The 26,495-nt window shown below is 67.6% G+C and carries 20 protein-coding genes; 10 read left to right on the plus strand and 10 right to left on the minus strand.

Going from position 1 to position 26,495, the window contains the following annotated elements:
* Positions 1–87: 87 nt before the first annotated feature.
* Together VNF71_03830 and VNF71_03835 are read left to right on the plus strand one after the other, a co-directional pair.
* Positions 88–1,158: a gluconate 2-dehydrogenase subunit 3 family protein gene (locus VNF71_03830; GenBank protein HVA73674.1), complete on the plus strand. Its 1,071-nt coding sequence runs from the start codon at positions 88–90 to the stop codon at positions 1,156–1,158.
* Entirely contained in the window at positions 1,155–3,083 is a 1,929-nt protein-coding gene (locus tag VNF71_03835) for a GMC oxidoreductase (protein ID HVA73675.1), read from the plus strand. The genes VNF71_03830 and VNF71_03835 overlap by 4 nt, the downstream gene beginning before the upstream one ends.
* Here VNF71_03835 and VNF71_03840 read toward each other — a convergent pair.
* The 5 genes from VNF71_03840 to VNF71_03860 form a co-directional block, all read right to left on the minus strand.
* Entirely contained in the window at positions 3,073–3,945 is an 873-nt protein-coding gene (locus tag VNF71_03840) for an amidohydrolase family protein (protein ID HVA73676.1), read from the minus strand. The two genes, VNF71_03835 and VNF71_03840, sit on opposite strands and share 11 nt — an antisense overlap.
* Complete coding sequence (locus tag VNF71_03845; protein HVA73677.1) at positions 3,942–5,606, minus strand: SDR family NAD(P)-dependent oxidoreductase; 1,665 nt, start codon at positions 5,604–5,606, stop codon at positions 3,942–3,944. The genes VNF71_03840 and VNF71_03845 overlap by 4 nt, the downstream gene beginning before the upstream one ends.
* The gene (locus VNF71_03850) at positions 5,603–7,405 is read right to left on the minus strand and encodes an NAD(P)/FAD-dependent oxidoreductase (GenBank protein ID HVA73678.1); all 1,803 of its coding nucleotides are present in this window, start codon (positions 7,403–7,405) and stop codon (positions 5,603–5,605) included. The genes VNF71_03845 and VNF71_03850 overlap by 4 nt, the downstream gene beginning before the upstream one ends.
* 74 nt (positions 7,406–7,479) lie before the next feature.
* Positions 7,480–9,690 carry an acyl-CoA dehydrogenase gene (locus VNF71_03855; GenBank protein HVA73679.1) on the minus strand — a complete coding sequence of 737 codons (2,211 nt, stop codon included), beginning with the start codon at positions 9,688–9,690 and terminating at the stop codon, positions 7,480–7,482.
* Positions 9,691–11,067, minus strand: coding sequence for an FGGY-family carbohydrate kinase (locus VNF71_03860; GenBank protein HVA73680.1), 1,377 nt, complete (start codon positions 11,065–11,067; stop codon positions 9,691–9,693).
* A gap of 46 nt (positions 11,068–11,113) precedes the next feature.
* Here VNF71_03860 and VNF71_03865 point away from each other — a divergent pair, with 46 nt between their 5' ends.
* The 5 genes from VNF71_03865 to VNF71_03885 are packed head-to-tail and all read left to right on the plus strand — an operon-like array spanning position 11,114 to position 16,290.
* A complete protein-coding gene (locus tag VNF71_03865; GenBank protein HVA73681.1) occupies positions 11,114–12,106 on the plus strand; it encodes an NAD(P)-dependent oxidoreductase in 993 nt (330 codons plus the stop codon).
* On the plus strand, positions 12,103–12,759 hold the full coding sequence (locus VNF71_03870; GenBank protein HVA73682.1) for an L-fuculose-phosphate aldolase: 657 nt from the start codon (positions 12,103–12,105) through the stop codon (positions 12,757–12,759). The genes VNF71_03865 and VNF71_03870 overlap by 4 nt, the downstream gene beginning before the upstream one ends.
* 3 nt (positions 12,760–12,762) lie before the next feature.
* Positions 12,763–13,572 (plus strand): enoyl-CoA hydratase-related protein, encoded by an 810-nt coding sequence (locus tag VNF71_03875; protein HVA73683.1) that lies wholly within the window; start codon positions 12,763–12,765, stop codon positions 13,570–13,572.
* The gene (locus VNF71_03880) at positions 13,569–15,116 is read left to right on the plus strand and encodes a hypothetical protein (protein HVA73684.1); all 1,548 of its coding nucleotides are present in this window, start codon (positions 13,569–13,571) and stop codon (positions 15,114–15,116) included. Before VNF71_03875 ends, VNF71_03880 begins: the two co-directional genes overlap by 4 nt.
* Complete coding sequence (locus VNF71_03885; protein ID HVA73685.1) at positions 15,103–16,290, plus strand: thiolase family protein; 1,188 nt, start codon at positions 15,103–15,105, stop codon at positions 16,288–16,290. Before VNF71_03880 ends, VNF71_03885 begins: the two co-directional genes overlap by 14 nt.
* A 29-nt stretch (positions 16,291–16,319) precedes the next feature.
* Here VNF71_03885 and VNF71_03890 read toward each other — a convergent pair whose 3' ends face one another.
* From VNF71_03890 to VNF71_03900, 3 genes are read right to left on the minus strand one after another with little or no spacing between them, the layout of a single operon-like run.
* On the minus strand, positions 16,320–17,558 hold the full coding sequence (locus tag VNF71_03890) for an alcohol dehydrogenase catalytic domain-containing protein (protein HVA73686.1): 1,239 nt from the start codon (positions 17,556–17,558) through the stop codon (positions 16,320–16,322).
* Complete coding sequence (locus VNF71_03895; GenBank protein ID HVA73687.1) at positions 17,555–18,358, minus strand: SDR family oxidoreductase; 804 nt, start codon at positions 18,356–18,358, stop codon at positions 17,555–17,557. The genes VNF71_03890 and VNF71_03895 overlap by 4 nt, the downstream gene beginning before the upstream one ends.
* Before the next feature lie 10 nt (positions 18,359–18,368).
* On the minus strand, positions 18,369–19,568 hold the full coding sequence (locus VNF71_03900) for an acyl-CoA dehydrogenase family protein (protein ID HVA73688.1): 1,200 nt from the start codon (positions 19,566–19,568) through the stop codon (positions 18,369–18,371).
* A 75-nt stretch (positions 19,569–19,643) separates the two neighbouring features.
* Between VNF71_03900 and VNF71_03905 the strand changes: the two genes are divergently transcribed.
* Positions 19,644–20,756, plus strand: coding sequence for an acyl-CoA dehydrogenase family protein (locus VNF71_03905; GenBank protein HVA73689.1), 1,113 nt, complete (start codon positions 19,644–19,646; stop codon positions 20,754–20,756).
* Here VNF71_03905 and VNF71_03910 read toward each other — a convergent pair.
* Entirely contained in the window at positions 20,722–22,293 is a 1,572-nt protein-coding gene (locus VNF71_03910; GenBank protein HVA73690.1) for a class I adenylate-forming enzyme family protein, read from the minus strand. The two genes, VNF71_03905 and VNF71_03910, sit on opposite strands and share 35 nt — an antisense overlap.
* 58 nt (positions 22,294–22,351) lie before the next feature.
* On the opposite strand from VNF71_03910, the gene VNF71_03915 reads away from it, so the two are divergent.
* Together VNF71_03915 and VNF71_03920 are read left to right on the plus strand one after the other, a co-directional pair.
* Positions 22,352–24,064 (plus strand): class I adenylate-forming enzyme family protein, encoded by a 1,713-nt coding sequence (locus VNF71_03915; GenBank protein ID HVA73691.1) that lies wholly within the window; start codon positions 22,352–22,354, stop codon positions 24,062–24,064.
* A 29-nt stretch (positions 24,065–24,093) separates the two neighbouring features.
* Entirely contained in the window at positions 24,094–24,750 is a 657-nt protein-coding gene (locus VNF71_03920; protein HVA73692.1) for a TetR/AcrR family transcriptional regulator, read from the plus strand.
* Here VNF71_03920 and VNF71_03925 read toward each other — a convergent pair.
* Positions 24,747–26,432, minus strand: coding sequence for an AMP-binding protein (locus tag VNF71_03925; protein HVA73693.1), 1,686 nt, complete (start codon positions 26,430–26,432; stop codon positions 24,747–24,749). The genes VNF71_03920 and VNF71_03925 overlap by 4 nt on opposite strands.
* Positions 26,433–26,495: the final 63 nt, after the last annotated feature.

A 26,495-nucleotide genomic window follows, 5' to 3' on the forward strand; every position in this document is an offset into this window, starting at 1 on the left:
TCCTCGGTATGCCGGCGACCAGCGGGGGCGATCTTACGACCAGCCCGTCCAAGAGGTTTCGGTCGTCGCCGTGCCGAAAGAGTGACCGTGCGCCTCAGTCGTCGCCATTTCTTGGCCATCACCGCGGGCGCGGCAGCGGGAGCAGCCATCCCCGAAACTGTCGCAAAATGGGTCGGTCAGGCCGCCCTGGCCGAATCGCAAACCATGTACTTCCTGACCGACGCCACCCGTGCAGCGACGTGTGCCGCCGCGTGCGCCCGCATCGTCCCGAGCGGGTCGGACCCGGCGACCGACCCCGGCGCCACCGAGGCCAGCGCGGTCGTCTTCATCGACCGGTTTCTCGCCGCGTTCGAGTTGCCAACGACGGTCGCCGACGGGCCACCCGTCTGGCTGTCCGGGCCCTATAGCAACCGGAACCCCGTGCCAGACAACGCTACCGGCGAGCCCACGTCGACCTTCTCTCCGGACTCGTTCTACTCCAATGGCCAGATGCACAGCCTCCCGCTGACCCGCATCCAGCGGATCACCTGGTGGGCACAGCTCTACGGGACCGCGTCGCTCCCGCTGCACGACCCGGTCATGGGCAAGTGGGCCGCCCAGGTTCAGAGCGGGACCATTCCGGGGATCATCCCCCAGGGCTTCCGCCAGCTGTACCTGGACGGGTTGGACTCCCTGGACAGTTACTCCAGGGCCGCCACGGGACAACCGTTCGCCCAGGCATCCCCGCAGGAGCAGGACGTCATGCTCGCCGCCGCCGGAAACGTGGTGCTGGCCGCCGTAGCGCCGCAGATCACTTCCAACCTCCCTTCTCAACTCCCGCAGGTGGCGCCGCCCGCCGCCGCTCAGGCGCTGTATCCGGTTCTGGTCACCCACACCTTCCAGGCTTGCTACGGCCTGCCCGAGTACCGGGAACAGGACGCAAACCCCCTATGGAAGCTGATCGGCTACGACGGCGACACGCAGCCGCTCGGCAACAGCGTCTACGGCTCCGAGCTCACCGGTGAAAACGACGGCTTCGGCGACGGCGTCTACGACATCACGGGCGGCTACAACGAGTACCGGCCGGTGTCCTACATAACCGCCGGCGACGAGAGCGCCCTGACCCCGACCCAGGCGCAGCAGATGGTCCAGTTCCTGAGAGAGGCGCAATCGCGATGACCCTCAACGCCGTCGTCGTCGGAAGCGGCATGTCCGGAGGCATCGCGGCCCGCGTCCTGGCGCTGAGGGGCTTCAACGTGACCATCCTCGAGAAGGGCAGCAACCTCTTCTCGAACCTCGGGAACAACGTCAACTCGGCATCAGGCGTGCAGAACCCCTTCTCCAACGACGAAGTCGGTTGGGAGGTTCGCACCGCGCCGATCAACCAGGATCCGGTCCTCGAGCCACGCACGTTCAGGACCGACGCGAACGCCGGCGACCGTACCTTCGTCGGCGACGTGCAGTTCCTGCCCACGACCGTGGGCGGCGGGACCGTGCACTTCGACGCCAAGTTCCGCCGCTTCCGGGAGGTCGACTTCGTCACCAACAGCCTCATGGGCGGCACGGACAGCAAACCCGCCATTCCCGGTACGACCTACGTCGATTGGCCCGTCAACTACGACCAGATGGAGCCCTTCTACGCGGTCTGCGAGGAGATCCTCGGTACGCAGGGTCCGGCGTACCGCAACCCAGCGGGCAAGGTGGTCAACCCGAACCCCTACGAGTCGCCGCGATCAACCCCGTTCCCGATGCCCCCTGGCGTCGACATGCTGTCCAGCCTTCTCCCCGTCGACGCAGCGAAGTTGTTCGGCTACGTCGGCGCGGCAGTTCCCACGGCGATCAACTCCCGCCCCTACCGCGGGCGCCCTGCGTGCGTCGACTGCGGGTTCTGCCTCAACTACGGCTGCCCGATCAACGCGAAGTCCTCGGGCGCATGGCCCGTGAGCGACGCCATGGCGGCCGGCGCGACGCTCATACCGAACGCCAACGTGGTCAACATCAACTACTCCAAGGGCTCCCCTTGCCACGTCACGTCCGTCGACTACATCGACGGCGACGGCAACAACCAGAACCAACCCGCCGACATCCTGATCCTCGCCAACACGCCGATCGAAGCCGTGCGACTGAGCCTCCTGTCCGGCCTTCTCGATTCGACCACAACCGAGCCGACCGGCCTCCTGGGCAAGAACCTGATGTTCCACCTGCAGACGACGGCCATCGCGATCCTCAACCGCGACATCCATTCGTGGCGTGGGCGGACGAGCACGCAAACCCTGGACGCCTTCTGCGGAAGCGGACCCGGCAAAGACGGCTTCGATCCCACCATCCCGAGGGGTGGGATCGTCGAGATCGGTGGCAACATAAACCCGGTCACCGCTGCCAACGAGGTGGCCGCGTTCATGTTCGGGGCCGCGCACAAGCAGTACATGGAGCTGGGTCCGTTGACCAAGCGCATCACCACGTTCACGATGCAGGGCGAGGACATGCCGCAGCTCGCCAACTACGTCGACCTCGACCCCCAGATCGTGGACGTCTACGGCATCCCGGTCCCGCGGATCACATACAAATCGCACGAATACGAACTGGCCGCCGCCGCCTACTACGCCCCCAAACTGATTGCCATACTCGAGGCGATCGGCGAGGGCTCGTATGCGTCCGAACACGACATCCGCACCGTTGCAACGGCGGTGGTCAACACCACGCTGCCGCCGGTGACGCCCGGGGCAGCGGATCAGTACTCATCACAGATCACCTCGGCGACGCCGTTCAACGAGATCCCCGCCAGCCGGCACATCATGGGCACCCACCGGATCGCGCTGAGCCAGGACAACGGCCCTTGTGATCCGTTCGGGCGTTACTGGGCGTTCGACAACCTGTACCACGCCGGCGGCGGATCGTTTTGCACCGCACCGGGGTTCAACGTGACCCTGACCATGGCCGCCCTGTCCTACCGCACCGCTGCTGCGATCGCCGCGGGGGTTCCCCAGCAGTCGAAGTACTCTCCGGACGACGTCCAGAACGCCCAGCAGGCCTTGTTGAACGTGTTGACCGACGCGAGCGTCGACCGCAACACGATGATCGGCCGAGTACTGACTAGGAGTTGAGCCGGTAGACGCTCTCCGCGTTGCCGGCGAACAGCTTGTCGCGGGATTCGGCGTCAAGGCCTGACGTCACCGCGCTGAACGTCTCGTACAGATCGTCGAACGTCCCGAACGCGGAGTCGACCGGGAAGTTGCTGGCGAACATGCAGCGCTCGGTTCCAAACGCCTCCAAGGCGTACTCGAGCCACGGCGCCAGGGCATCGGATTTCATCGACCGGCACGGCACAGCCAGACCCGACAGCTTGCAGAAGACGTTGCTGCCGAGCGCGGCCAGGGCATCGATCCCGGCTTCGAACAGCTTGCGCTCGTCGTCCGAATTCGATCGGGGCCATCCCGTGTGCTCGATGACGACGACCAGTTCATCGAAGTCGGCAAGCTTCGCCGCCGCTGAGACGAGTTGGTCGGGGTGGGTGAGCAGCTCGAAGACCAGACCTCGTTCGTGGAGGGCCCGGAGCACTTCCGGCTCTGGGACGGGGCGGTCGAGACCACCCATGGGGCGCACGCCGCGGAACCGAGAAGCGGTCAACTGGCGGTCGATCAGCCCGATGGCCTCGGCGACCGTGTCTGTCGGTGGCAGACCGCCGATGATCGCGTCAGGGCCCCCACGGCCGGCGGCCTCCCGGTCGAGCTCTATGGTTTCCTCCACCGAATAGCGACCGGTGGCGGCTGCAACGTTGACGAACTTCTCGACGTTCCAGCGTGCAGTTTCCGACTTGTAAGTGGCCACCTCGAAGACTCGGCTCATCCCTGACGCGCCTCCGGGAACCTCGCCCCGGGTCGCAGAGAGGTAGGGGTACCAGTCGGTGCGGGCGGGATCCCAGATGTGCACGTGTGCATCCACAATCCGGGTGGGCTTGCCGGTCATGACTTCACCCCTGTGATGTTCCGAAGCGCGCGGTCGAGCCAACCGGGGACGGTAGGACCTCCGTAGATGACGCTTCCGATCGGCCGCGGATGGCTGCGCAGGCCCAACCAGTCGGCGTCGACCACGAGCTCTGCCCCGGCGAGACCCGAGTCCGGGGTTCCGAGAAGGTAGGCGACCAGCTCGGCGGCGGCGGAGCCTGCCGCTTCCTCGGCAGCCTCCAGGCTCACGGCGAACCCAGCGACCCTGCCGCCCGTCGATGTGGCCGCTGCCCTGGCGAGCTGCGCCGAGGCCTGGGCCCTGCTACTGCCACCTGGGGTCCTGCCGTCAGTCAGCGTCACGAGCCTCACCGGGTGGTCTTTTTCAGCTGCATACTCGGCGGCCGCGCGGGCCCATGCGGCGTCGGCGTGCAGCCGCTCGACGATTCCACGGTGCGAGGCGAGGACCGACTCCCATTCCGGCCCACCCGAACCCGCCGGCTCACCACCGGAAGGCGCTACGACGACCGCATCCAGAGGACCACCGGCATCCACGATTGCGTTGAGCCGTTTGACGGCGTCGCCGAATCCGCCCTCCATCTCGACGGTGTGGCACAGCACGGACCGGGATTCGAGCGCCGTAGTGACAAGGGCGGCCAATCCGGGTCGGTCCGAGACGACCGCACAGGAGCGCACCGGCGCGCCTGGAACCGCGGCGGCCACCGGTTCGTCGAAGATCGCCCCGAACCGTGGGTTGCCACCGCCGGTCGTTCCCTGAGCCGCCTCTGCAGGAGACAAGGCGCCCGGCACGACTGCCTGCAGCAGCGCTGCTAGCGACGCCACGCCACCCGTTCGCACTACCTCGAGCAGCCGCGGCTCGTCTATGACCGCCACCTCTGATCCGCCGGCGAACAGCACCCTTCCGTTGCACCATCCGAATCCGTCACCGGCGAGGTGAGCACCGATCGGCCCGAGGTCGTCCGGGGCCGGCATTGACGAAAGCGACAGCCCGCCGGTGCCGGGGGTTCGCCCGGCCGCCGCACTTGCACGACGGGCACGCTCCAGGGCCTCGGTCACCATCCGGGTCGCAGCGATGGGCGACATCGCGTTGACGGTCACGCCTGCCGGCATGCAGCGGCCCAGCTGCCAGGTGAGCGCTGCGACGGCCCGCTTGGCGCAGCTGTACGCCCCGGCGTCGGCGGACCGCCAGCCCGAGCCGGATGTCACCCCGAGGATGCGCCCGTGCCCGGCAGCGGCCATGATCGGCAGCGCAGCCTCGAGCACGTTGAGGTAGCCCCCGAGGTGCACCGAGAGCACGGCGAGCCAGTCCTCCTCGCTGCCCTTGGCGAAGGTGGTCGGCCGGGTGATGCCCGCGACGTTCACCACCGCGTCGAGCCCGCCGCGCTCGTCCGCGAGCTCGAGGAACAGCTCGTGGAGCGCGTCACCGTCGGTGACCGAGACCGATGACGCCCGGGCCGAGCCGCCGGCCGCCCTGATGTGACCAGCCGTCGTCTCCTCCGGTGCCGGCAGCCTGGCCGAGCCGTCAAGGGTGACCAGGGGATCGACCGTGACAACGAACCAGCCCCCGCGCCCGAGCTCCGCCGCCACAGCGGCGCCGATCCCACCACCACCGCCGGTCACCACGGCAACCTTCTGACGATCTGCGGTCACGATGTCTGCCGTCACGATGCTTTCGAGCGGGTCTCGAGCTCCAGCCCGTCGAGGGTGCCTTGCGCGAGCCACTTCTCCAGCCGCTCCCGGTAGCCGAACCAGTCGCCGAACCCGCGCCCGTAGTTGCCGTTGCGGGGGTTGAGGAGTTCCGGGTGGCCCTCGTTGTTGATGCGGGAAGGGGTGCAAGCCGACATCATGGCGCTCCCGTCGACGAAGGAGTCGACGATCTTCTGCGTCCACGCCTCCTCGGCTTCGGCACTCACGTCGAATACGTCGACGCCGTGCTTTTCGAGCAGCTCGACCAACCCGCCGATGAACTCGCCTCCGAGGACCGCCAGTTGGGTGTAGTTCACCGTGACGACGGCCTGCTGGCCCGGCGCGGGCATGACCAGCATGTTCGGGAATCCACGGGTCATCATGCCGAACATGGTGGCGGCGCCGACCGCCCACTTCTCCGCCAGGGTCGTGCCGCCACGGCCGACGATGTCATGGCCTGCGCGCCGGAACAGCGGGGTGAGCTCAGGCTCGAACCCGGTGCCGTAGATGATGCAGTCGACCTCGTATTGGCGCCCGTTGACGACCGGGCCCTTCGGCGTGATCCTCTCGATTCCGGAGGGGCAATCGACCAGGGTGACGTTGGGGTTGTTGAACGCCTGCAGATACTCGTCGTGGAAGCAGGGGCGTTTGCAGAGGTAGCGGTAGTAAGGCTTGAGGATCCCTGCCTTCTCCGGATCGGACACCAGCTGCTCGACGCGCCGCCGGTGCTCCTCCATGATCGAGAAGTCCAGTTCCTCCGCCGCGCGCATGTAGTCGGCGATCGTCATGCCGTCAGTTCGCGGAGGATGGTGCGCCGCGGCGTAGTGCTGGGTCCACCCGTCCCCCACGTAGTCGACATCGACGTTCCGGCCCATCATGATCGCCTGGAAGTTGTCCATCCTCGCTCGCTGCCAGCCCGGCTGGAGCTGCTCGCGGAAGCTGGGATCGGTGGGCTGGTTGCCACGGACGCCGACGGCCGATGGTGTGCGCTGGAAGACGTACAGCTGCTCCGCCGATTCTGCGAGAGGGGGCACGCACTGGATTCCGGACGCCCCCGTACCGATGAAGGCTACGGCTTTGTCACCAAGGCCAGTGAGGGGCTCGTGCGGACCTCCAGCCGTGTACCCGTAGTCCCAGCGTGCCGAGTGGAACGAATGCCCGGCAAAATCCTCCATGCCGGGGATGGCAGGCAGTTTCATCAGGTTGAGGATCCCGACCGCCAGCACGTACCACCGGCACCGGATCTCGTCCCCGCGGTCGGTGACGATCCGCCACCTGGCTGAGTCCTCGTCCCACTCGGCGCGGGTCACACCGGTGTGGAACAAGGAATCGGTCACCAGGTCGTAGCGCTCGGCGATCGCCTCCAGGTGCTGCCTAATCTCCTCGCCGTACGCGTAGCGCTGCGTCGGGATGCAGTCGAACTCCTCCAGCATCGGGATATACATGTATGACTCGACGTCACACATCACCCCCGGGTAGCGATTCCAGTACCAGGTACCGCCGATACCGCCGGCGATGTCCACGATCCTGATGCGCTGCAGGCCAGCTTTGCGGAGGTTGGCTCCGGCAAGGACCCCGGCGATGCCGCCACCCACGATCACGGCGTCGACCACGTCGGTGACCGGGGCGCGCTCTACGAGGGGTTTGAACGGGTCGTCCCGGAAGTGAGTGAAGCGTTCGTCCGTCCGCAGGTCGCGGATGTGGGCGCGACCTGGCACCAGCCGTTTGTCCCGCTCCGCGAGATACTTGGCCCTTACGGCTTCGGCGTCGTAGCCCACGCCCCCACGCTAGTTCTATGACGCCCATGTCAGCGAACAGGCCAGCGGTTCGAGACAGGGCAGCCGGTCACCCGTCACGGCTCCGGGTCGCGAGGTAACCCGAGCAGACGTTCCCCGATCACGTTGCGCTGCACCTCGCTGGTCCCGCCGGCGATTGTGAGGCACCTGTTCGCAAGGAACCCGAAGGCCCACTGTGCCGCTGTGCCATCCGCAGTCGCGCCCTCGCCGCCCAACAACGACAGCCCGAACTCCTGGACCCGCTGATCGTGCTCTGCAGCCAGGAGCTTGCGGACACTCGACTCCGATCCGGGAGCGGCGCCGGTCAGCGCCTTCTCGGTCGTTCGCTGGCCTAGCAGCGCGACCGAATGCGCCTCTGCGACCAACGCTCCCAACCCGTCGAGTGCGACAGCGTCGATATCCGCCCCGCTGCCGGCGCCCGCCACGGCCAGAGCCAGCAGCGCCTCTACCCCGCCGCCAAACGACGTGCCGCTCCCCATCGCCACTCTCTCGTTGGCCAGCGTGGTGCGAGCAAGGGCCCAGCCTCCGTCGACCTCACCTATGACGCAACCGTCGGGAACGAACACGTCGTCGAGGAACACCTCGTTGAACATGGCGTTCCCCGTCAGCTCCTTCAGCGGCCGGATCTCGATCCCCGCGCCGTGCATGTCCACGACGAAGTACGTGATACCGAGGTGCTTTGCAGCACCCGGATTGGTCCGCGCCAGGCAGATGCCCCAGTCCGCCTCGGCGGCCAACGACGTCCACACTTTCTGGCCGGAAAGACTCCACCCGCCGTCGACCCGCGTGGCCTTCGTCGTCAACGAAGCAAGGTCCGACCCCGCGCCCGGTTCGCTGAACAGCTGGCACCAATGGATCTCGCCCAGCAGGGTGGGCCTGACCCAGCGCTCCTGCTGCTCCTCCGTCCCGTGGACCGCAATGGTCGGAGCCGCCCACGCGCCGACGGCAAGGTGAGGACGCCTGATACCCGCCCGCTTGAGCTCCTCGTCAATCACGAGCTGCTCCACTGGGCCGGCATCGCGTCCCCACGGCTTCGACCAGTGGGCAACGAAGAGACCCGCTTCGACCAGCGCCCGCCGGCGTTCCGCTTCGGGCAGTGCGGCGACCGCCAGCACCTCGGCCCTGACGCTCTCACGGACCGTGCCAGATTCGGGACCGAGGTCGACGCCGACCCTGTGCCGGGCGCCTGCCAGCGCCAGGTCCGCGACCCGCCTCCGCCACGCGCTGGTACCACCGAGTAGCTGGCGAACGCTCATGGCCCGCCTGAGGTACAGGTGCGCGTCGTGCTCCCACGTAAAGCCGACGCCACCGAGAATCTGGACGCAGTCCTTGGCCACCCGGCAGAACGCCTCGGCGGCGACGGCGCCGGCAGCGGCGGCCGCGAGTTCCGCGTCCGGGTCACCACTCCCCGAGTCGACGCGCATCGCCCGCAACGCGGCCCAGCTCACCGCCTGCGCCTGCTCCACCGAGACGAGCATGTCAGCGCATTTGTGCTTGATCGCCTGGAACTGACCGATGGGCCGGCCGAACTGCTCCCGCACCTTGGCATGCTCGACCGCTGTCTCCAGGCACCACCGAGCACCACCGACACATTCGGCAGCTGTGATCGCCGCCATCAGGGCGCGCGCCTCGGCGCCGCTGAGCTCGAGTTGTTGATCGGGAGGCACGTCGACCCCGTCAACCGCGACCTCGACGAGCGGTCGTGTCGGGTCCAGGCTGGCCACCGCGCTCACAGCCAGCTCTTCTGGCGGGAAAGCGCACCAGACCTCGCCGCCGTCGGTCTGCACCGGTAGCACAGACCATGGGGCGCCGGCGGCGTCGAGGATCGGGCGCACACGACCTTCGACGCGAAGGTCCGACCCGTGTCGTGCTCCGCGCAGGGCCCCCGAACCAGGCAAGCCGACGGCGGCCACACCTCCCGCTGCCAGCAGCGGAAGCAGCTCCGCCTTCAGCGCTTCCGTGCCTCCCCTCGTCACCAGAGACGATGCCAGCACCGCCGGCAGGAACGGACCCGGCGCGCACACGCGCCCCATCTCCTCCGACACCACACCCAGCTCGATGAGCGTGTACCCCTGACCCCCGCTCTCCTCGGGTACGTGCAACCCGAGCCACCCGAGCGCCGCCATCTCCTCCCAGAACGGCGGCAAGGACCGGGATCCCCCCTCCTCGATCCCCGCGCGCACCACGGCGGGTGGGCAGTTCTTCTCGAGGAACCGCCGCACTGCAGCCCCGAGCGCGACGTGCTCCTCGCTGATCCCGATGCCCATTTAGCGCCCTAGCCTCCCGGAGTGCTCCAAGAACATTGCGTACCGGGTGTCTGCCTCGAACGCCCAACGAGGGTCGGGCTCGACCACCCGGCCGGTCCGAGCCCATCGCTCCGCATCCTCGCCGCCGGCCTCCAGCCCTGCGGCCACCCGCCCGAGGAACGCTGCGCCGCGAGCGGCGCCTTCGGGGTCGGCCGCGACGTGGGCCGGCAACCCGGTGACATCAGCCAGAGCCTGCACCCACCCAGGAACCTTTGTGCCGCCGCCGGTCAGCACGAGCCGCTTGCCTTTGACACCCGCGAGCTCGAGGTGGTGCCTCACGACGAAACCCGACGCCTCCCACGCGGCCCTGCGAACGGCGGCAGGCCCGTGGGTCAGGTTCAACCCGTGCAGCGAGGCTCGCATCCGCGGATCGTGGTAGGGCGTTCGCTCACCTCGCGGGTAGGGCGCCCACACCGGGATGTTTGCCGGGTCCAGCTGCCCGGATCGCTCCGACTGCTTCCGCCCGGCGGAGCCTCCCATCAGTCTCGAAGCCCAGTCCAGGAACAGCCCGCCGGCGTTGCTCGCACCCCCGACGATGTGGCCGCCCTTTGCGGAGCCGACGCACCAGAGGCCGGGCGCTGAAACGGGCTTGGGGACCACCGCCCAGACGATCAACGACGTCCCGCATATGACATGCACATCCCCCGCCTCGCTCGCACCGGCGACCAGTTGCTCGCACCACACGTCGACTGCGCCGGCGGCGAGCACCGGTCCGTCGCGGCCCATCCGCCCGACCGCGGCGCCGGGCAGTTCGACCCGAGGCAACCTGGCAGGGTCGACCCCGAGCGACCCGCAGATCGACTCGTCCCATCCCGCCGGGCCGTACAGCGGCGACGACGTGAACGCCACGCCGAAGTCCACCGCCGGCGGACCGCCGAAGGCCTTGGTCGCGACGGCCTGGGCGTGCCAGTAGCCGGCCGCGTCGGGAGCGGCAACCGAGGTCCAACGCAGGAAACCCACCGCCTCGCCGCTTCCCTCGGGCCCCGCTGAGCCGACCCGCTCGGTTCCGCCCGGCGACCGGCCCCGGGCGTCGCCGTAAAGCAGCCCCGGTGTCAACGGCCGGCCGCGACGGTCGACGGCGGTCATCGAGGGCACCATGGCGGCGATCCCGACCGCCTTCACGTCGAAGGATCCGAGCGCGGCGAGCGCCCGCTTGGGCCCCCGCCGCCAAGCCCGATCGGCGTCGTGCTCCATGAGCTCCGGTCCCGGGACGAGGATCTCGTGGGGGACCCGGGACCGGGCGAGGACGACGCCGTCCTCGTCGACGGCGACCGCCTTGACCGACGTGGTCCCGATGTCGATGCCAGCGGTGACTGTGCTCCTGGGCCCAGGGCTCATTGCCACATCCTCGCGAAATATGACACGAGCGTCACAGTAGGACAGGATGTTCGTCGTGGATGGAAAAGACCGGCCGAAGGCATTGGTCACGGCCCCGCTGCGGGGAGAGGGCTTTGCTCGGCTCCAGGATCTGGCCGACGTCGTCTACGACCCCTGGATCGACCAGAACCCGCTTCGCATGTACTCGTCCGCCCAGCTTGCCGAGCGAGCGGCATCGGAGAAGGCGGACATTCTCGTGGTGGAGGCGGACATCGTAGGGAGGGAGGTCTTCGAACGCCCGCTGATGGCGGTCGCCGCCACCCGAGCGGATCCCGTCAACGTGGACATCCCGGCCGCGACGGCGGCGGGAGTGCCGGTTCTGCGCTGCCCCGGCCGCAACGCCGACGCCGTCGCGGAACTAGCTGTCGCGTTCATCTTCGCCCTCAACCGCCACATCGCCTCTGCCGACGCCGACGTGCGCGCCGGCGAGATCTACCGGGACGGCAGGATCCCCTACCAACGCTTCCGGGCGTGGGAACTGTCGGGGCGGACCGCCGGCCTGGTCGGCCTCGGTTCTGTCGGCCGTGCGCTGAGATGGCGGCTCGAGGGTCTCGGGATGACCGTGGTGGCCCACGATCCCTACAGCGACGAGGCGAAGCTTTCCCTCGAGGAGGTTCTCGCCAGGGCCGACGTGCTGTCGCTCCACGCGGCGGTCACCCCCCAGACCACGGGAATGATCGGAGCCGACCAGTTCGCTGCCATGAGGGACGGGTCCCTCTTCGTCAACACGGCACGCGCCCAGCTGCACGACACCGATGCACTCGTCGAGGCCCTGAGATCGGGAAAGCTCGCCGGTGCCGGGCTGGACCACTTCGTCGGGGAGCACCTGCCCGTCGACCACCCTCTCACGGCCATGCCGAACGTGATCCTGACACCCCATATCGGCGGCGCAACCTGGGACACCGAATGCCGCCAGGCGTCCCTCGTCGCCGACGATGTCGCCCGGCTGGTGGTGGGCGACAAGCCGTCCAACCTCGTGAACCCGGAGGTCTACGAATGAGGTTCGTGCAAGACGCCCCCTCAGCTGTCCTGCAGACCGCCAAGGACATGCTGCGCAAGGGGCTCGTGGAAGGGACGGCCGGGAACATCTCCGCCCGCCAGGAGGACGGCACCATCGTCATCACCCCGTCGTCGGTCGACTACGGGGAGATGCAGCTCGACGACCTGGTGGTCATAGACGGCGAAGGCAACACCCTGTCAGCCAAGGAAGGCCGATCGGCGTCCTCGGAGAAGCTCCTTCATCTCGCCTGCTACCGCGCCTTCGATGACGTCGGCTCGGTGATCCACTCACACCCTGTCCACGCAACGATGTTCGCCATCACCCACCAGTCCATACCCGCGTGTATCGACGAGTTCTCGATCTTCGTCGGCGGAGACGTGCGGTGCACCGAGTACGCCGCGAGCGGCACGCCCGACGTGGGGGAGCATGCTGTCAAGGCGCTCGAAGGGCGCGGCGCGGCCCTCATCGCCAACCACGGGATGGTGGCCGTCGGGCCCAAGCCGTCCACCGTCCTCCACATCACCGCGCTCGTCGAGCGCAGCGCGCAGATCGTCTGGGGGGCCAGGGTGCTCGGTGCCGTTCACCCTCTTCCAGAGCAGGTCAACGATCGCTTCGCGTCCATCTACGGCTACCTCCGGCAGAACCCACTCTGATCCATGCCCATCCACTACGAGCTCGCCGACGACCACGTCGCGCTGATCGCTATCGACAGGCCGGAAGCCCGCAACTCGCTGGATCTCTACCACTTCCGCGATCTCGCCGATGCGTGGCGGCGCTTCCGTGACGAGGAGGAGGCGTGGGTGGCGATCATCACCGGCGTGGACGGGAACTTCATGTCAGGTGCCGACCTGAAGACCTACATACCGCAGATCACCGCCCTGCAGAAGGAGATCTCCAAAGGCGAGGTGACCGAGATCGACGGGTGCCGGCTGCGAGACGGGACCGACGCGGTTCTGCGCAGCCTCACCGTCTACAAGCCCATCATCGCCGCCATCGACGGCCCGTGCGTCGCCGGCGGCATGGAGATGCTCGGGGGCGTGGACATCCGCATCGCCACGCCGAGGGCCAAGTTCGGTGTCATGGAGCCGAAGCGCGGCCTGTTCGCGGGAGGCGGGACCACGGCACGCCTGCCGCGGCAGCTCACCTATCCGGCTGCCATGGAGTTCCTTCTGACCGCCGAGGCCTTCCCTGCCGAACGGGCGTTGGAGCTCGGCCTGCTCAACGAGATCGTTCCTACCGAACGGCTCGCAGAACGCGCCCGGGAGTGGGCGGCACGGATCACAGCCAACGCCCCCCTTGCCGTTCAGGCGACCAAAGAGAGCGTCACCCGAGGTCTGGGCGTGAGCCTGAAGGAGGCCTACGACATAGAGAGCGAGCTCGCCGCCAAGGTGTTCTCCTCCGAGGACGCCAAGGAGGGGCCAAAGGCTTTCGCGGAGAAGCGGCCACCCCAGTGGAAGGGACGATGACGGCCGAGCTGGACGGGCGCACGCCCTGCATCATCGGCGCCGCACAGAGGACCTGGCATCCCGGTAGCCAGCCTGCACCCGAGCCCCTCCAGATGTGGTCGGAGATGGTCCACGCTGCCGCCGAGGACACCGGAGTCGCTGCGGGAAAGGTGCTGGAGAAGATCGGGGACCTCGCGGTCCTGTACTGCCAAAGCTGGCGGTACGACGACCCCCCGGCCCGGCTCTCCGACGCCCTGGGCATCGACCCCGCCCGCTCGCTGTACTCGGGTATCGGCGGGACGACGCCTCACGTGCTCATCTCCGAGGCGTCGGCCGCCATAGCCGCGGGTGACCTGGACGTCGCGGTCGTGGTGAGCGCGGAGGCGCTCGAGACGATCCGCCAGTACAAGAAGGCCGGCGAGCGACCGGACTGGTCCTACCACGACCCCGTGAAGCGACCCTTCCCGTTCGAGGAGCCGTTCCACCCGTCGGAGATCGCGCACTCCGTCTTCCAGGCGTGGCTGACATTCGCGGTCTTTGACATCGCACGGCGCGCCCAGCTCGGAATTCCGCCCGCCGAGTACCGCCGCCAGCTGGGGGAGCTCCTTGCACCCATGACGGCCGTCGCGGAAGCGAACCCCAACGCGTGGTTCCGCCGCCGGCACACTGCCGAGGACCTCATCGAGCCGACTCCCGCCAACAGGATGGTCGGATATCCCTACACCAAGACCATGGTGGCGATCATGGACGTCGACATGGCCGCTGCGGTGGTTCTGGCGAGCGAGGAAGCAGCCGACGCGCTCGGCGTCCCACCCGAGCGGCGTGTCTACCCGAGAGGATTCGCGTACGCCACCGACCCGATCTACGTCGCCGAGCACGAGCCGTTGTGGGCGTCGCCGGCAATGGCCTCAGCGTCGGCCGCCGCTCTGAGTGCCGCCAGCGCAGGCGTCGACGACATCGCGCACTTCGACCTCTATAGCTGCTTCGGGAGCTCGTTGAACCTGGCGATCGACGCGCTCGGGCTGTCCCCTTCGGACCCCCGAGGATTCACCGTGACAGGAGGCCTGCCCTTCGCAGGCGGACCGGGCAGTGGCTACATGCTTCACAGCACAGCGGCGATGGTAGATGTCCTGCGCGGCGACCCCGGGTCGCTCGGAATGGTCAGCGGTGTAGGGATGCACATGACAAAGCATGCTTTCGGTCTCTACAGCAGCGCGGCCCCGGATTCGATCGACTGGATCAGGGGAGCAGCCGGGGCACCGGGCTCGGCGCCGGCGTCCATCCGGCCGGCACGCCCGATCGAGAACTCGCACAGTGGTGAGGCGACGATCGCCGCCTACACCGTCGTCCACGCCCGTTCCGGCGAACCCGAATGGGGGCTCGTGGTCTGTGACATCCCGGGCGGTGCCCGCGCCTACGGACGGGTCGAGGATCCCGGTTTGCTGTCGGACATGGAATCCGAAGAGTGGGTGGGCACGGTCGTCCAAATGCAGTCCGGGGAGGCTGGCATCAACCGCGTGGTGTCGGTCGAGAGGGAAAGGATGTCAGCCCGTGCCGGTGCGTGAAGCCGTGATCGTCGACGTCGTCAGGACGGCGTTCGGGAAACGAAAGGGTGCCCTCGCCGGCTGGCACCCCACGGATCTGCTGGGGTTCACCTTGCGCCAGCTCGTCGACCGCAACAATCTGGACCCCGAGCTGCTGGACGACATCGTCTGCGGGTGCGTCACGCAGTCCGGCGAGCAAGGGTGCAACGTAGCCCGCAACGCTGTCGTGGCGGGTGGGCTGCCGTGGACGCTGCCCGCCACATCGGTCGACCGGCAGTGCGGTTCGTCGCAGCAGGCGCTTCACTTCGTGGCGGCCAGCGTCATCAGTGGCATGTACGACATCGCTGTGGCTTGCGGGGTCGAGTCCATGTCCCGGGCGCCCATGGCGTCGAACGCGAAGGGCGGGACCGGGCCGTTCTCCCCGTCGTTCATGGAAGCGATAGACGGGAGGCTGTGGGCCCAGTTCCGGGTCGCCCAGCAGCTTGCAGACGAGGCCGGAGTCAGTCGCGAGGATATGGACGCGTTTGCGGTGCAGAGCCACCGCCGCGCGGCCGAAGCGACGGCTTCCGGGCACTTCGCCCGCGAGATCCTTCCGGTCCCGATCAAAGCCGAGGACGGCTCGCTGACCGGAGACAGGCTCTCGTCCGACGAAGGGATCCGCACCGACTGCAGCCTTGAGGTCCTGGCCGGCCTGCCGCCGGCACAGTCGTGGGAGCCGGGGACCGCCGCTGGCATAACTGCCGGGAACTCCTCGCAGATGACCGACGGCGCCGCGGCTGCGATCATCGCAGATCGTTCGACTGCCGAACGCCTGGGCTTGCCCATCCGGGCGAGGCTCGTCCATTTCGCCGTGGGCGCCGAGGACCCCGTCCTGGTGCTCTCCGCTCCCAACCGGGTCACCCGGAAGCTGCTCGAGCGCTCCGGCATGAAGATCGACGACTTCGACGCGATCGAATGCAACGAGGCCTTCGCCGCGATAGTGCTGCGTTGGGCGCGCGAGTTCGACCCGGACCCCGAGCTGCTGAACCCCCGTGGCGGAGCGATCGCGATCGGTCATCCTCTTGGGGCGAGCGGTGTCCGCATGACCGCCACCTTGCTGAACCACCTCGAGGCCACCGGGGGGCGCTACGGGCTGCAGACGATGTGCGAGGGCGGCGGCCAGGCGAACTGCACTGTCATCGAACGCCTGCCGTAGGCAGCTGCGCCGGCGAGCCGAGGCGCCCCCTAGCGGTGGTCGAAGGCGACCTTGATCGCGCCGCTCCTCGCCTGATCCGCCAGCGCAGCGAACGCGTCGCGCCAGTCCTCGAGCGGGAAGGTGTGCGTGAGCATCGGCCTGATGTCGACGCGGTCGGCCCGCACCAGTTCCAGGTAGTGCTCCATCGCGTGCTGGCGCACACCCTCGACCTCTTCGATCCCGAAGGCGTTGGAGCCCACCCACGACAGCTCTTTGAAGTACAGCGGGCTCCACTCCCAGCGCCCGGGCGCGTGGAATCCCGCCTTCACGAGGGTGCCCCGGGCGCGGAGCAGCCGGACGCCGACCTCGAGCGTCTCCGGCTTGCCGATCGTGTCGTACACAACGTCGATCCCGCCCGGGTGGCACATCGGCAGACCGGTGGTCCCGAGCACGAGCTTCCCGCCCGACCACTTGGCCAGCTCCTCGATGATCTGCATCCGGTCGTTCGGTCTCATGACGATCGAGGCTCCAAACTTGGATGCCAGCTGGGCCTGCGCGTCGAACCGGGCGATCACCGCCACCTCGACGTCGGGGTAGAGCGCCCGAAGGATCGCCACCGCCGTCGAACCCAGAGCCCCGGCCCCGTAGACGAGCGCCTTGCCTCCTGCAGGAGGCGGGTGCCGGGTCACCGCGTGCAACGACACCGAGAAAGGATCTGCCAACACGGCATGCTCGTCGCTCACGTCGTCAGGAACGGGGAAGAGCATGCGCGGGTGGGCCGGCATGAGATCCGCGTAACCACCGGTGGCGTCGCTCGAGAGTCCGGTGTGGATGCCCGTCGCTATGTCGCCAGCGGTGAAGTTGTGGCAGAGGCTGTAGTCGCCCACCTGGCAGGGCGGGCACAACGGCGTGACACCTCGGGGTTCGCACGACAGCCATGGGTTGAGCACGACGCGTTGACCCACCTCGAAACCGCGGGCCTCGGGACCCAACGACACCACTTCCGCGACCACCTCGTGCCCCATGACTTGCGGGAACGAGCAGAGCCCGGCCATCGCGTTGTCGATATCCTCGTCGCCGAAGTCAAGCAGGGCCATCTTGGAGTCGGAGCCGCAGATCCCTGCCAGCAGCGGGCGGGTCACCACCCAGTCGGGGCGCAGCGGTCGTGTTTCGTCGACCTCCATCAACCGCATGGGGGTGGTCGTGAGATTCGCCAGCAGCCGGTTGTCGCCAACGCCACCCGGTGGGTTCCACGGCTCCGGGTCGACACCGAAGAACAGCGCTCTCATAGGGCACCTCCCGATGCGGCAACGCCCGGATTCGTGGCGATCGCAGAAGCGATACCGGCGATGTAGGAATCGATGTCGGCATCCTTACCGGTCACGATTGCCTTGAGGTCGGGCAGGTAGTGCTCGAACTGTTCGCCCGAGATGGCCTCCAGGATCCCGCTGGCGACGACGTCCGGTGGCAGCTTGGGAACCTCGAAAAGAGGTGGGTCCTCGCCTTCCCGATCCCAGATGTCCGTGTCTATCGGGCCGGGTTGGATCAGCCGGACAGCCACGTTCGACCCGTGAAGATCGATGGCCATGGCTTCGCTCCAGCCGGTGAGCGCGAATTTGCTGGCGCAGTATGCGGCTTCGTGTGCGATCCCCAACCTTCCTCCCATGCTCGCGACGTTGACTATGACACCCCCGGTGCCCGCCAGCATTCGCGGAAGCACCCGAAGCGTCATGCGCGCGGGAGCCAGGAAGTTGACACGCATCGTTTCCTCGATCTCTCCCGTCGTGAGCGAGGTGACGGCCCGGCGCTTCGGTACGGCGGCGTTGTTGATGACGATGTCGAGACCGTCGAAGGCCTCCCACGCCTCGTCGACGAGCGACTCGGCCCGATCCAGGTCTCCCAGGTCCGCGACCCACATCCGGGAACCAGACGCGCTCCGCTTGCAGTTCTCGAGCACCTCGGCGAGCAGCCCGGCCCGCCGGCCCACGATGCCCACTGTGGCTCCCTGTGCTGCCAGCAGGCGCGCGGTCGCAGCACCGATACCTGACGACGCCCCGGTCAGGAGCACCCTGGACCCGGCTACTTGCACCTGGGTCTCCTCAGCGCCTCGGAAGCTGGATCGCCTTGTCGGCGATGATGTTCTTCTGGACCTCGGTCGCGCCGGCGCCGATCGAGGTGTAGCGCTGCCACGGGTAGTTGTGGGCGGCGTGCCCACCGTTGAGCGCCCCGGGGGATCCCTTCTCGATGAGGCTCATGGGTCCGAGGATGTCGAGGTTCAACTCGGCGAGTGACTGGGACAGGAAGCTCCATTGAAGCTTCGCCAGGGGAACCTCGGGCCAGTTCTTCTCGCCCTTCAGCACTTTTGACAGAGCCCGGAAGTTGAGGAGGCGGGTGAACTCGATCTGGGTCCACATTCGCGCGATGCGGTCACGTATCTCCGGGTCCTCCAACGCCGCGGGGTTCGCGCGGCGGGCCGCCTCGATCATCTCGTCGAGCTCGGCCTTCAGGCCGATCGCCATCCCGGAGGTGCCGACCCTCTCGTGGCCCAGCGTGCCCATGGCAACGCCCCAGCCGTTCCCCTCGTCACCGAGCCGGTACTCGATGGGAACCGGGGCGTCGGTGAAGAACACCTCGTTGAACATGCGCTCGCCGGTCAGGTCCCGGATCGGCCGGCACTCGACGCCGGGGAGTTCCATGTCGACGATGAGTGCAGTGATGCCCTCGTGCTTGGCCCCGCGCTCGATGGCGGTCGGATCGGTTCGGACGAGGAACAGTCCCCACTTCGCCAGGTGGGCACTGGAGATCCAGATCTTCTGGCCGTTGAGAACGTAGGCGTCACCGTCGCGTTCGGCCTTGGTGCGCAGGTTGGCCAAGTCGCTGCCCGCCTCGGGCTCGCTGAAACCCTGGCACCAATGCTCGTCGGCGTTGATGATGCCGGGGAGCCAGCGTTTCTTCTGCTCCTCGGAGCCCCATTTGATGATCATGGGGCCGATCTGCCAGATGCCGTTGGTGTTGTAGATCCCCGGTGCCTTCGCCGCGGCCATCTCCTGCGAGTAGATGACGTTCTGCATGATCGTCGCCTCGCGGCCACCCCACTCCCGCGGCCAGTTGATCGCTGCCCAGCCGCCTTCGTTGAGCCGGCGCTGCCACGCCTGCCGGCGGAGCATCGTCCTCTTCGTGGGATCGCTCTCGGGCGGGCCAATCTCCCCTTGATCCCGGAAGTCCGGCAGGTTGGCATCGAGCCATGCCCTGAGTTCCTTGCGGAATTCCTCGTCCTCGGGCTCGTAGGAGAAGTCCACGCAGGCAACGCTAACGCGCCCGCGAGTGGCCGTCACCAGTTCTCCGACACGCGTGTCAGGGTTTACGATCACCCCGTGGATTTCACCTTCAGCCCGGAACAGGATGCGCTTCGCGACGCCGTCCGATCCTTCCTGTCCAGTCCCGCTCAGATCGGCTACGTGCGAAGGATGATCGACGACGAGCGCGGCTTCGAGGAGTCCTGGTGGTCCGAGATCAGCGCGATGGGATGGGCGGGCACGCTGATCCCTGAAGCCCTCGGAGGGGCAGGGTTGGGACTGGTCGACATGGTCGTGTTGCAGGAGGAGATGGGCCGCGTCGCTCTGCCCGGCCCCTTCTTCTCCTCGGCCGTTGCGGCGACGCTCGCAACCCTCCGTCTCGGCGACGACGACCTCCTGCGCCGCCTGGCGGCAGGGACGTGCCGGGCCACCCTGGCGGTCGAGGAGGGCCGAAGTGGAGCGCCTCTCGGTGGAATCGCCACCACGGCCATCCCGAATGGTGACAAGTGGGAACTGCGCGGTACAAAACCTCTGGTCCTGGACGGGCATTCTGCCGACGTCGCCATCGTCGTCTCGAAGGATCCCGACGGCGGTCTCGCCGCGTTCGTCCTCGACGACCCGGCGGGGACGCCGGTTACGACACTCGACGTCACACGCAAACTGGCTCGCCTGGATCTCGACGGACGTCACGCCCGGCGGATCGGGCCGTCCGGAGACCAAACGAAGCTTCTCCAGAGGATCCTCGACGACGTGGCCGTCGCCCTTTGTGCCGAAACCGTCGGCGCCGGCGAGCGTGCGCTGCAGATGGCCATCGAGTATTCGAAGCAGAGGGTTCAGTTCGACAGGCCAATCGCCACGTTCCAGGCGATCAAGCACAAGATCGTCGACATGCTCCACCAGTTGGAGCTGGCACGCGTCGGAACCCACTGGGCCGCCTGGGCCAGCCAGGTGGACGACCCTGTCCGAGCCGAGGCCGCGGCTGCCTGCAAGTCGTTCGTAGCGGAAGCGGCGGTCATGGTCACCGGGGAGAACATCCAGGTGCACGGCGGGGTCGGCTTCACCTGGGAGGTCGATTGCCATCTGCTGTTCCGCCGGGTGAAGCAGAACGACCTGCTGTTCGGCAACCAGGCCTGGAACCGTCAGCGGCTCGCCGGTCTCATCCTCGACGCCCCTCAACCAGCTCCCGCTTGACCACTTTGCCGGTTGCGTTGCGCGGCAGCGACTCCACCATCGTGATCCTCCGCGGGATCTTGTAGTCGCTGAGGCGTTCGGCGAGGAACTCCTTCAGCTTGGCCCCGTCGACAGTCGTGCCGGGGACCGGGACGATCCAGGCGGCGACGTCCTCGCCGAGCACGGAGTGCGGCACTCCTGCGACGGCCACTTCCTGGACGCCAGGGAACTCCGCGATCACGGCTTCGACATCGCCAGCATGCACGTTGTTGCCGCCGCGGATGATCACATCCTTGATTCGCCCGACGATGTACAGGTAGCCGTCCTCGTCGAGCCGTGCGAGATCTCCGGTGTGCAGCCACCCGTCCCGCCATGCCGCCTTGGTCGCTTCAGGATCGTTGAAATACTCGCGCTCCTTCCCGGGATTGGAGACGAGCAGCTCACCTACCTCGCCCGCGGGGAGCTCCCGGCCGCCCTCGTCGACGATCCGGAACTGCACGGGCGGCATCGGCTTGCCGACCGAGCCGACGCGGCGGGAAGCCTCCTCCGGCGGCAGGATGCAGTAGGCGGAGCCGGCCTCCGTCATGCCCCAGTTGTTGGACACCCACGCGTGCGGGAGTCTTTCCTGCAGCCTCCGGAACGTGTCGGGAGCCAGCGGCGCGCTCCCGAGACTCGCCATCCGAAGACTGCTCAGGTCGGCCTCTTCGAAGCGGGGGTGGGAGATCAGCAGTTGGGCCATCGCCGGCACTATGAACGTGGCGGCCGGGCGTCGGGTCTCGACATGTTCCAGCCAGGCGCCGGCATCGAAACGAGGCTGGTAGAGGCCGGTCATCCCCAGCTTCATTGGGTTGTAGATCGACGAGATACCGGCGAAGGTGAACAACGGCGACGAGTGCAGCCACCCGTCCCCCGACCAGTTGGGCAGACCGTTGGGCACCATGGCCACGTTGCGGTGCCGGACGACGACCCCCTTTGGCCGGCCGGTAGTGCCCGAGGTGTACATGACGTCGGCCATGTCGTCGGCGGTGACCTCGACCTGGACGGCCCTGCCCGGCTCGCCGAGCCCGCTCCAGGGCCGTTCGGGCGAAGAACTCTTCGAGCTCACCGCGACCCATCGGAGCGAAGGCAGAGAACGGCGCACCCCTTCCAGGATCTCGGCGGTACCGGCCCCGGCGAACGCCGCCACCGCAGCCGAGTGTCCCATCACGTACTCGAGTTCCCGCGAAGCCAGGCGGGTGCTGGTCGGCACGGCCACGGCACCCGCCTTGTGGATCGCTGCGTAAGCCACGACCCATTCCAGGCACTCCTCCATGGGCAGGAAGATGGCGACCGTGTCGCCCTTCTCGACACCGACGTCCAGAAGTGCCGCTGCCACCTGGTCGGAGGCGGCATCCCATCCCGCGAAGGTCAGCCGTCGGTCGCTGTCCACGTCGATTAGGGCGGCCTCCTCCGGAAAATGGGATGCCATCAGCCGGAGCTGGTCAGTGAGCAGGTGACCGGGGTCCGGCTGGGTCCCCGGCTCGTCGGTGCTTGTCTCGAAACCTGACGCTCGTGTCATATACAGTGAGAGCCGAATCTAGCGCCGGCCCCACGAGCCAGTCGAGCGGGAGATGTGGATGGAAGAAACGCGCGACACGGGTGTGCTCGATCCGCTCCTGCTGGAGCCCCACTTCCCTGACTTCCCGGCGACGGTCCCGAGGTTCCTCGAAGCCGGGCGCCGGCGATTCGGGGATCATGACTGCGTCGTCACCCCCGACGCCCGCCTCACGTTCGCCGACCTGGACGAGCAGTCCCGCAGGCTCGCAGCCTTTCTCGTGCAAGCTGGCGTGTCGAAGGGGAGCCGCGTCGGCATCCTCTTTCCCAACGGCATCGAGTGGGTGCTCACGTGGGCCGCCGCTGCCCGGGTCGGTGCTGTGACGATCCCGGTCAACACCTTCTACAAGGCACCCGAGTTGGGTCGCTTCCTCAGGCACGCGGACGTGCAGTACCTCGTCACTGTCGGGGGGTTCCTCCAGCACGACTACCTCGCCAGGCTCGAGACCCTCGCTCCCGACCTGCAGCACCACCAGGGACCCGGGCCACTGTGGTTGCAGGACTTCCCGCAGCTCCGCCGGATCCTGCTCTGGGGAGAGGTAGACCCGGCCCGGCCCTGGGCCGAGCCCGGTGTGGGAGCGGCGATCGAGTCGGCCTCCGACACGCGCGCCCTCGGCCTCATAGACGCCCTCGGAGAAGACGTCGCGCCGGGTGACGAGCTCTTTGTCACCTACACCTCAGGGTCGACGGGTGAACCCAAAGGAGTGATTCACAGCCACGGCGGTTCCGTGCGGCACGCGTTCAACCTCGCTGCCCTCTCGGGTATCGACGAGGCGTCGCGCATATGGACTCCCATGCCGCTTTGCTGGGTGGGTGGGTTCGAGTTCAGCTTGCTCCGAGCGTTGGTGGCCGGAGGATGCTTCCTGACCCAAGCGGTGTTCGAGCCCGGCGCCGCGTTGAAGATGTTCCAGGACGAGCGAGTCACCAACGTTTCCGCGTGGCCCGGCATCTCCAAGACGCTGTGCGAGCATCCGGACTTCCCCAACACTGACCTGAGTTCGCTGCGCACACCCACGTCGCTCTACGAGGCGATGCCGCTCGACCGGCGCCCCCCGGACCCGGGCCTGGCCGTCAGCTCCCTCGGCATGTCCGAGACCTGCGGCCCGCACACCTTCTGGACACGCGGCGAGGAGGTGACCGGGGTCCCCGAGCGCTACCGGGGTGCATTCGGGCACGAGGTTCCGGGCACGCAGCACCGGATCGTTGACGCCGACAGCGGCCGCGACCTTCCCGAGGGCGAGGAAGGAGAAGTCCTCGTCCGCGGTTACAGCCTGATGCTCGGTCTTTACAAGCACGAGCGGTCGGAGGTCTTCGACGCCGACGGGTGGTACCACACGGGCGATCGCGGCTATTTCCGTGACGGGTGGTTCTTCTTCACCGGTCGACAGACGGACCTCATCAAGACCGGCGGTTCCAATGTCGCCCCTGCCGAGGTCGAGCGTTGCCTGATCGCCTATGACGACGTGAAGCTCGCATTCGTCGTCGGGGTGCCCGATCCGGTGAAGGGCCAGGTCGTGGTGGCGCTCCTGGTGCCGTCGCGTTCGGCGGGCGGCGGTGGGGCCCGCGACTCCGAAGCGATCCGTGCCCATCTGAAGGGAGAGCTGTCCTCCTACAAGGTGCCAGCGCACGTCCTGTTCATCACCGACGAGCAGGTGCCCTGGCTCGTCAGCCAGAAGGTCGACCGGCGCGCGCTCCTGACGCTCGCCGAGAAGCTTCTGGCTGGGGCCGGTCAGTAGCCGGGCAGTAACCTCCGACGATCCCGAGAGTGAACAAGGCCCGCCGGGCACCGTCCACCGCTGCGGGGGGAGCGCCCGCCCAGAACCGCCAGCTTCGCAGGCAAGGTCGGGAGACCCTCCGTCGTCTGCTGGAAGCAGCGATCACCGTTTTCGACGAGCGCGGCTACCACGCCGCCCGCGTCGACGACATCGTCAAGGTCGCCGAGACGTCGCACGGGACGTTCTACCTGTATTTCCGCAACAAGGAGGACCTCTTCCTCGCGCTCGTCGCGGATGTGACGGAGGCGATGCGCGAGCTCGCCGAATCCCTCCCACCGATCAAGCCGTCGAAGTCGGGCTACGAAGTGCTCCGCGAGTGGCTTGACGAGTTCTACGGGATCTACGAGCACTATCACCCCGTGATCCGGGCCTGGATTGAAGCGAACGCCCAGAACGCAGAGCTGGCCGCGATGGGAACGAAGGTTCTTCGCAGGTTCATCGACCAGCTGGTCCTGCGGGTGCAGGAGTCCGATCGCTCGGTCGTCAGCGACCCGAACCTCGCGGCGCTCGCGATGGTGTCGATGGTCGAGCGGGTGAGTTTCTACGCGGTGGTGCGCATGGTGCCGGTCGAGCGCGAGGCGCTCATCGACAACCTCGCCTCGATCCTGCACGTAGGCCTGTTCGGCGGTGTCAGGCGAAAGGTCTAGCGCGAGGGCGCCGCGGGCAGGAAGCGCTCGCGCCCAGCCGCCACAAACGACTCTCGCAGCACCGCCGCATCGGCGTCGTCGAGCAACCGGTACTCGAGTTCCCGGCCCGGGCGCCACCACACCGGGTCGTCCACGCACCACGCTCGGGCCCGCAAGGGAGACTTGTCCAACTTGCCTGACCCGGTCGTGGGCAAGCGGGCAACCAACCGCACAAAACGAGGCGCCCACTTCGTACCCAGGTCGGGCTGCTCGGACAGAAACGTCGCGAAGTCGCCGGCGTCGAACCTGCCAGTGCCCTCCGTCTCAAGCGCTGCCATCACCTGGTCTCCGCTGACCGGGTCGGGCACGCCGAAGACCGCTGCGCCGGTGGTCCACGGGTAGCGGTTGAGGACCCGCTCGACGCTGCCGGCGGAGAAGTTCTCGCCGTCGACTCTCAACCAGTCGGCGGTCCGGCCCGCGAAGTAGATGAAAGACTCCGCGTCGCGGTACCCGAGGTCACCTGTCCAGTACCAGCCGTCGCGCGTGCGGGCCGCCTCGGCCTCCGGGTTGTTGTAGTAGCCCTCAAATCGATCAGCCGTGTCGCGACCAACGATTTCCCCGATCGCCTCGTCCGGGTTGAGCAGTCGACCTTGCTCGTCGACGACAGCCGGCGCGCACTCGGCGCCGGTCGCAGGGTCCACGACGGCCACATCCGTTCCGGGCTTTGCCTTGCCCATGGCGCCGCGGGGCATTCCCGGAGCGGGCACGATGACCACCGCGTTCTCGCTGGACCCGTAACCCTCGAAGACCGGGCAATGAAAACGGCGGGTGAACTCCGCGATGTTCTGCGGTGAGGCCTCCGAACCGAGAGCCCACTTGAGCTTGTTGTCCCTGTCCTCTGGAGCCTCCGGAACCGCGACGATGTACGACAGCGCCCGACCCACGTAGTTGAAGAAGGTGCACCCGTGGTAGCGGATGTCCGGGCCAAAAGACGACGCCGAGAAGCGCCGCCTCAACACCACCGAAGCACCGGTGATCAGCGCCGGAAAAAGGTTCGCCAGCAGCGCGTTGCCGTGGAATAGCGGCATCGCGCAGTAGAGGACGTCGTCGGGCCGGAACGCTCGGGCGGAGTCGGCCGCTGTGCGCGCCGCGCGCCCCTGCGACACGCGGACAGCCTTGGGGGCACCGGTCGAACCGGCCGTGAAGACGAGGAGGTATAGGTCACCCGGTCCGGGTCGCTCCACGGGAGCCCCACCGGAGGCGCTGGCGCTCAGCAGGTCGTCGTATTCGCGCGACCCGGCGACGAGTACGCGCCCATTGGCTGAACCGAGGTCCATGCCGGCAAGGAGCTTCGAGCCGCCTTCGTCTGTGACCACAATCTGGCAATCGGTGTGCCTGACATCGCCCGCCAACTCCTCACCCCGCCTGGTCGGGTTGACACCCACGACCGTTGTCCCGCACAGGGCCGATCCCAGGAGCAGGAAGACGTACTCCGGCAGGTTCTCCAGCAGCACCCCCACGTGGAACGGACCTGGACGGCACAGGGACCGCAGCATCGCGGACCGGGTCACGGACTCGGCGACGACCTCGGCCCACGACCAGGTCCTCCCCTCGAATATCAGTCCCGGGGACGGGTCGTCGCCTCGCGCCACTACGTGGTGAGCGATCGTCGCCGGCGCCTCTACCCCGACATCAGAAGGCACAGGCGAACTCTAATCCCTGACGTCTATGTCAGGTTCAGTGCGCGGCGGTCTACGATCGTGGTC

Source organism: Acidimicrobiales bacterium, from assembly GCA_035533095.1.
In the GTDB taxonomy this organism is placed as follows: domain Bacteria; phylum Actinomycetota; class Acidimicrobiia; order Acidimicrobiales; family Palsa-688; genus DATLUM01.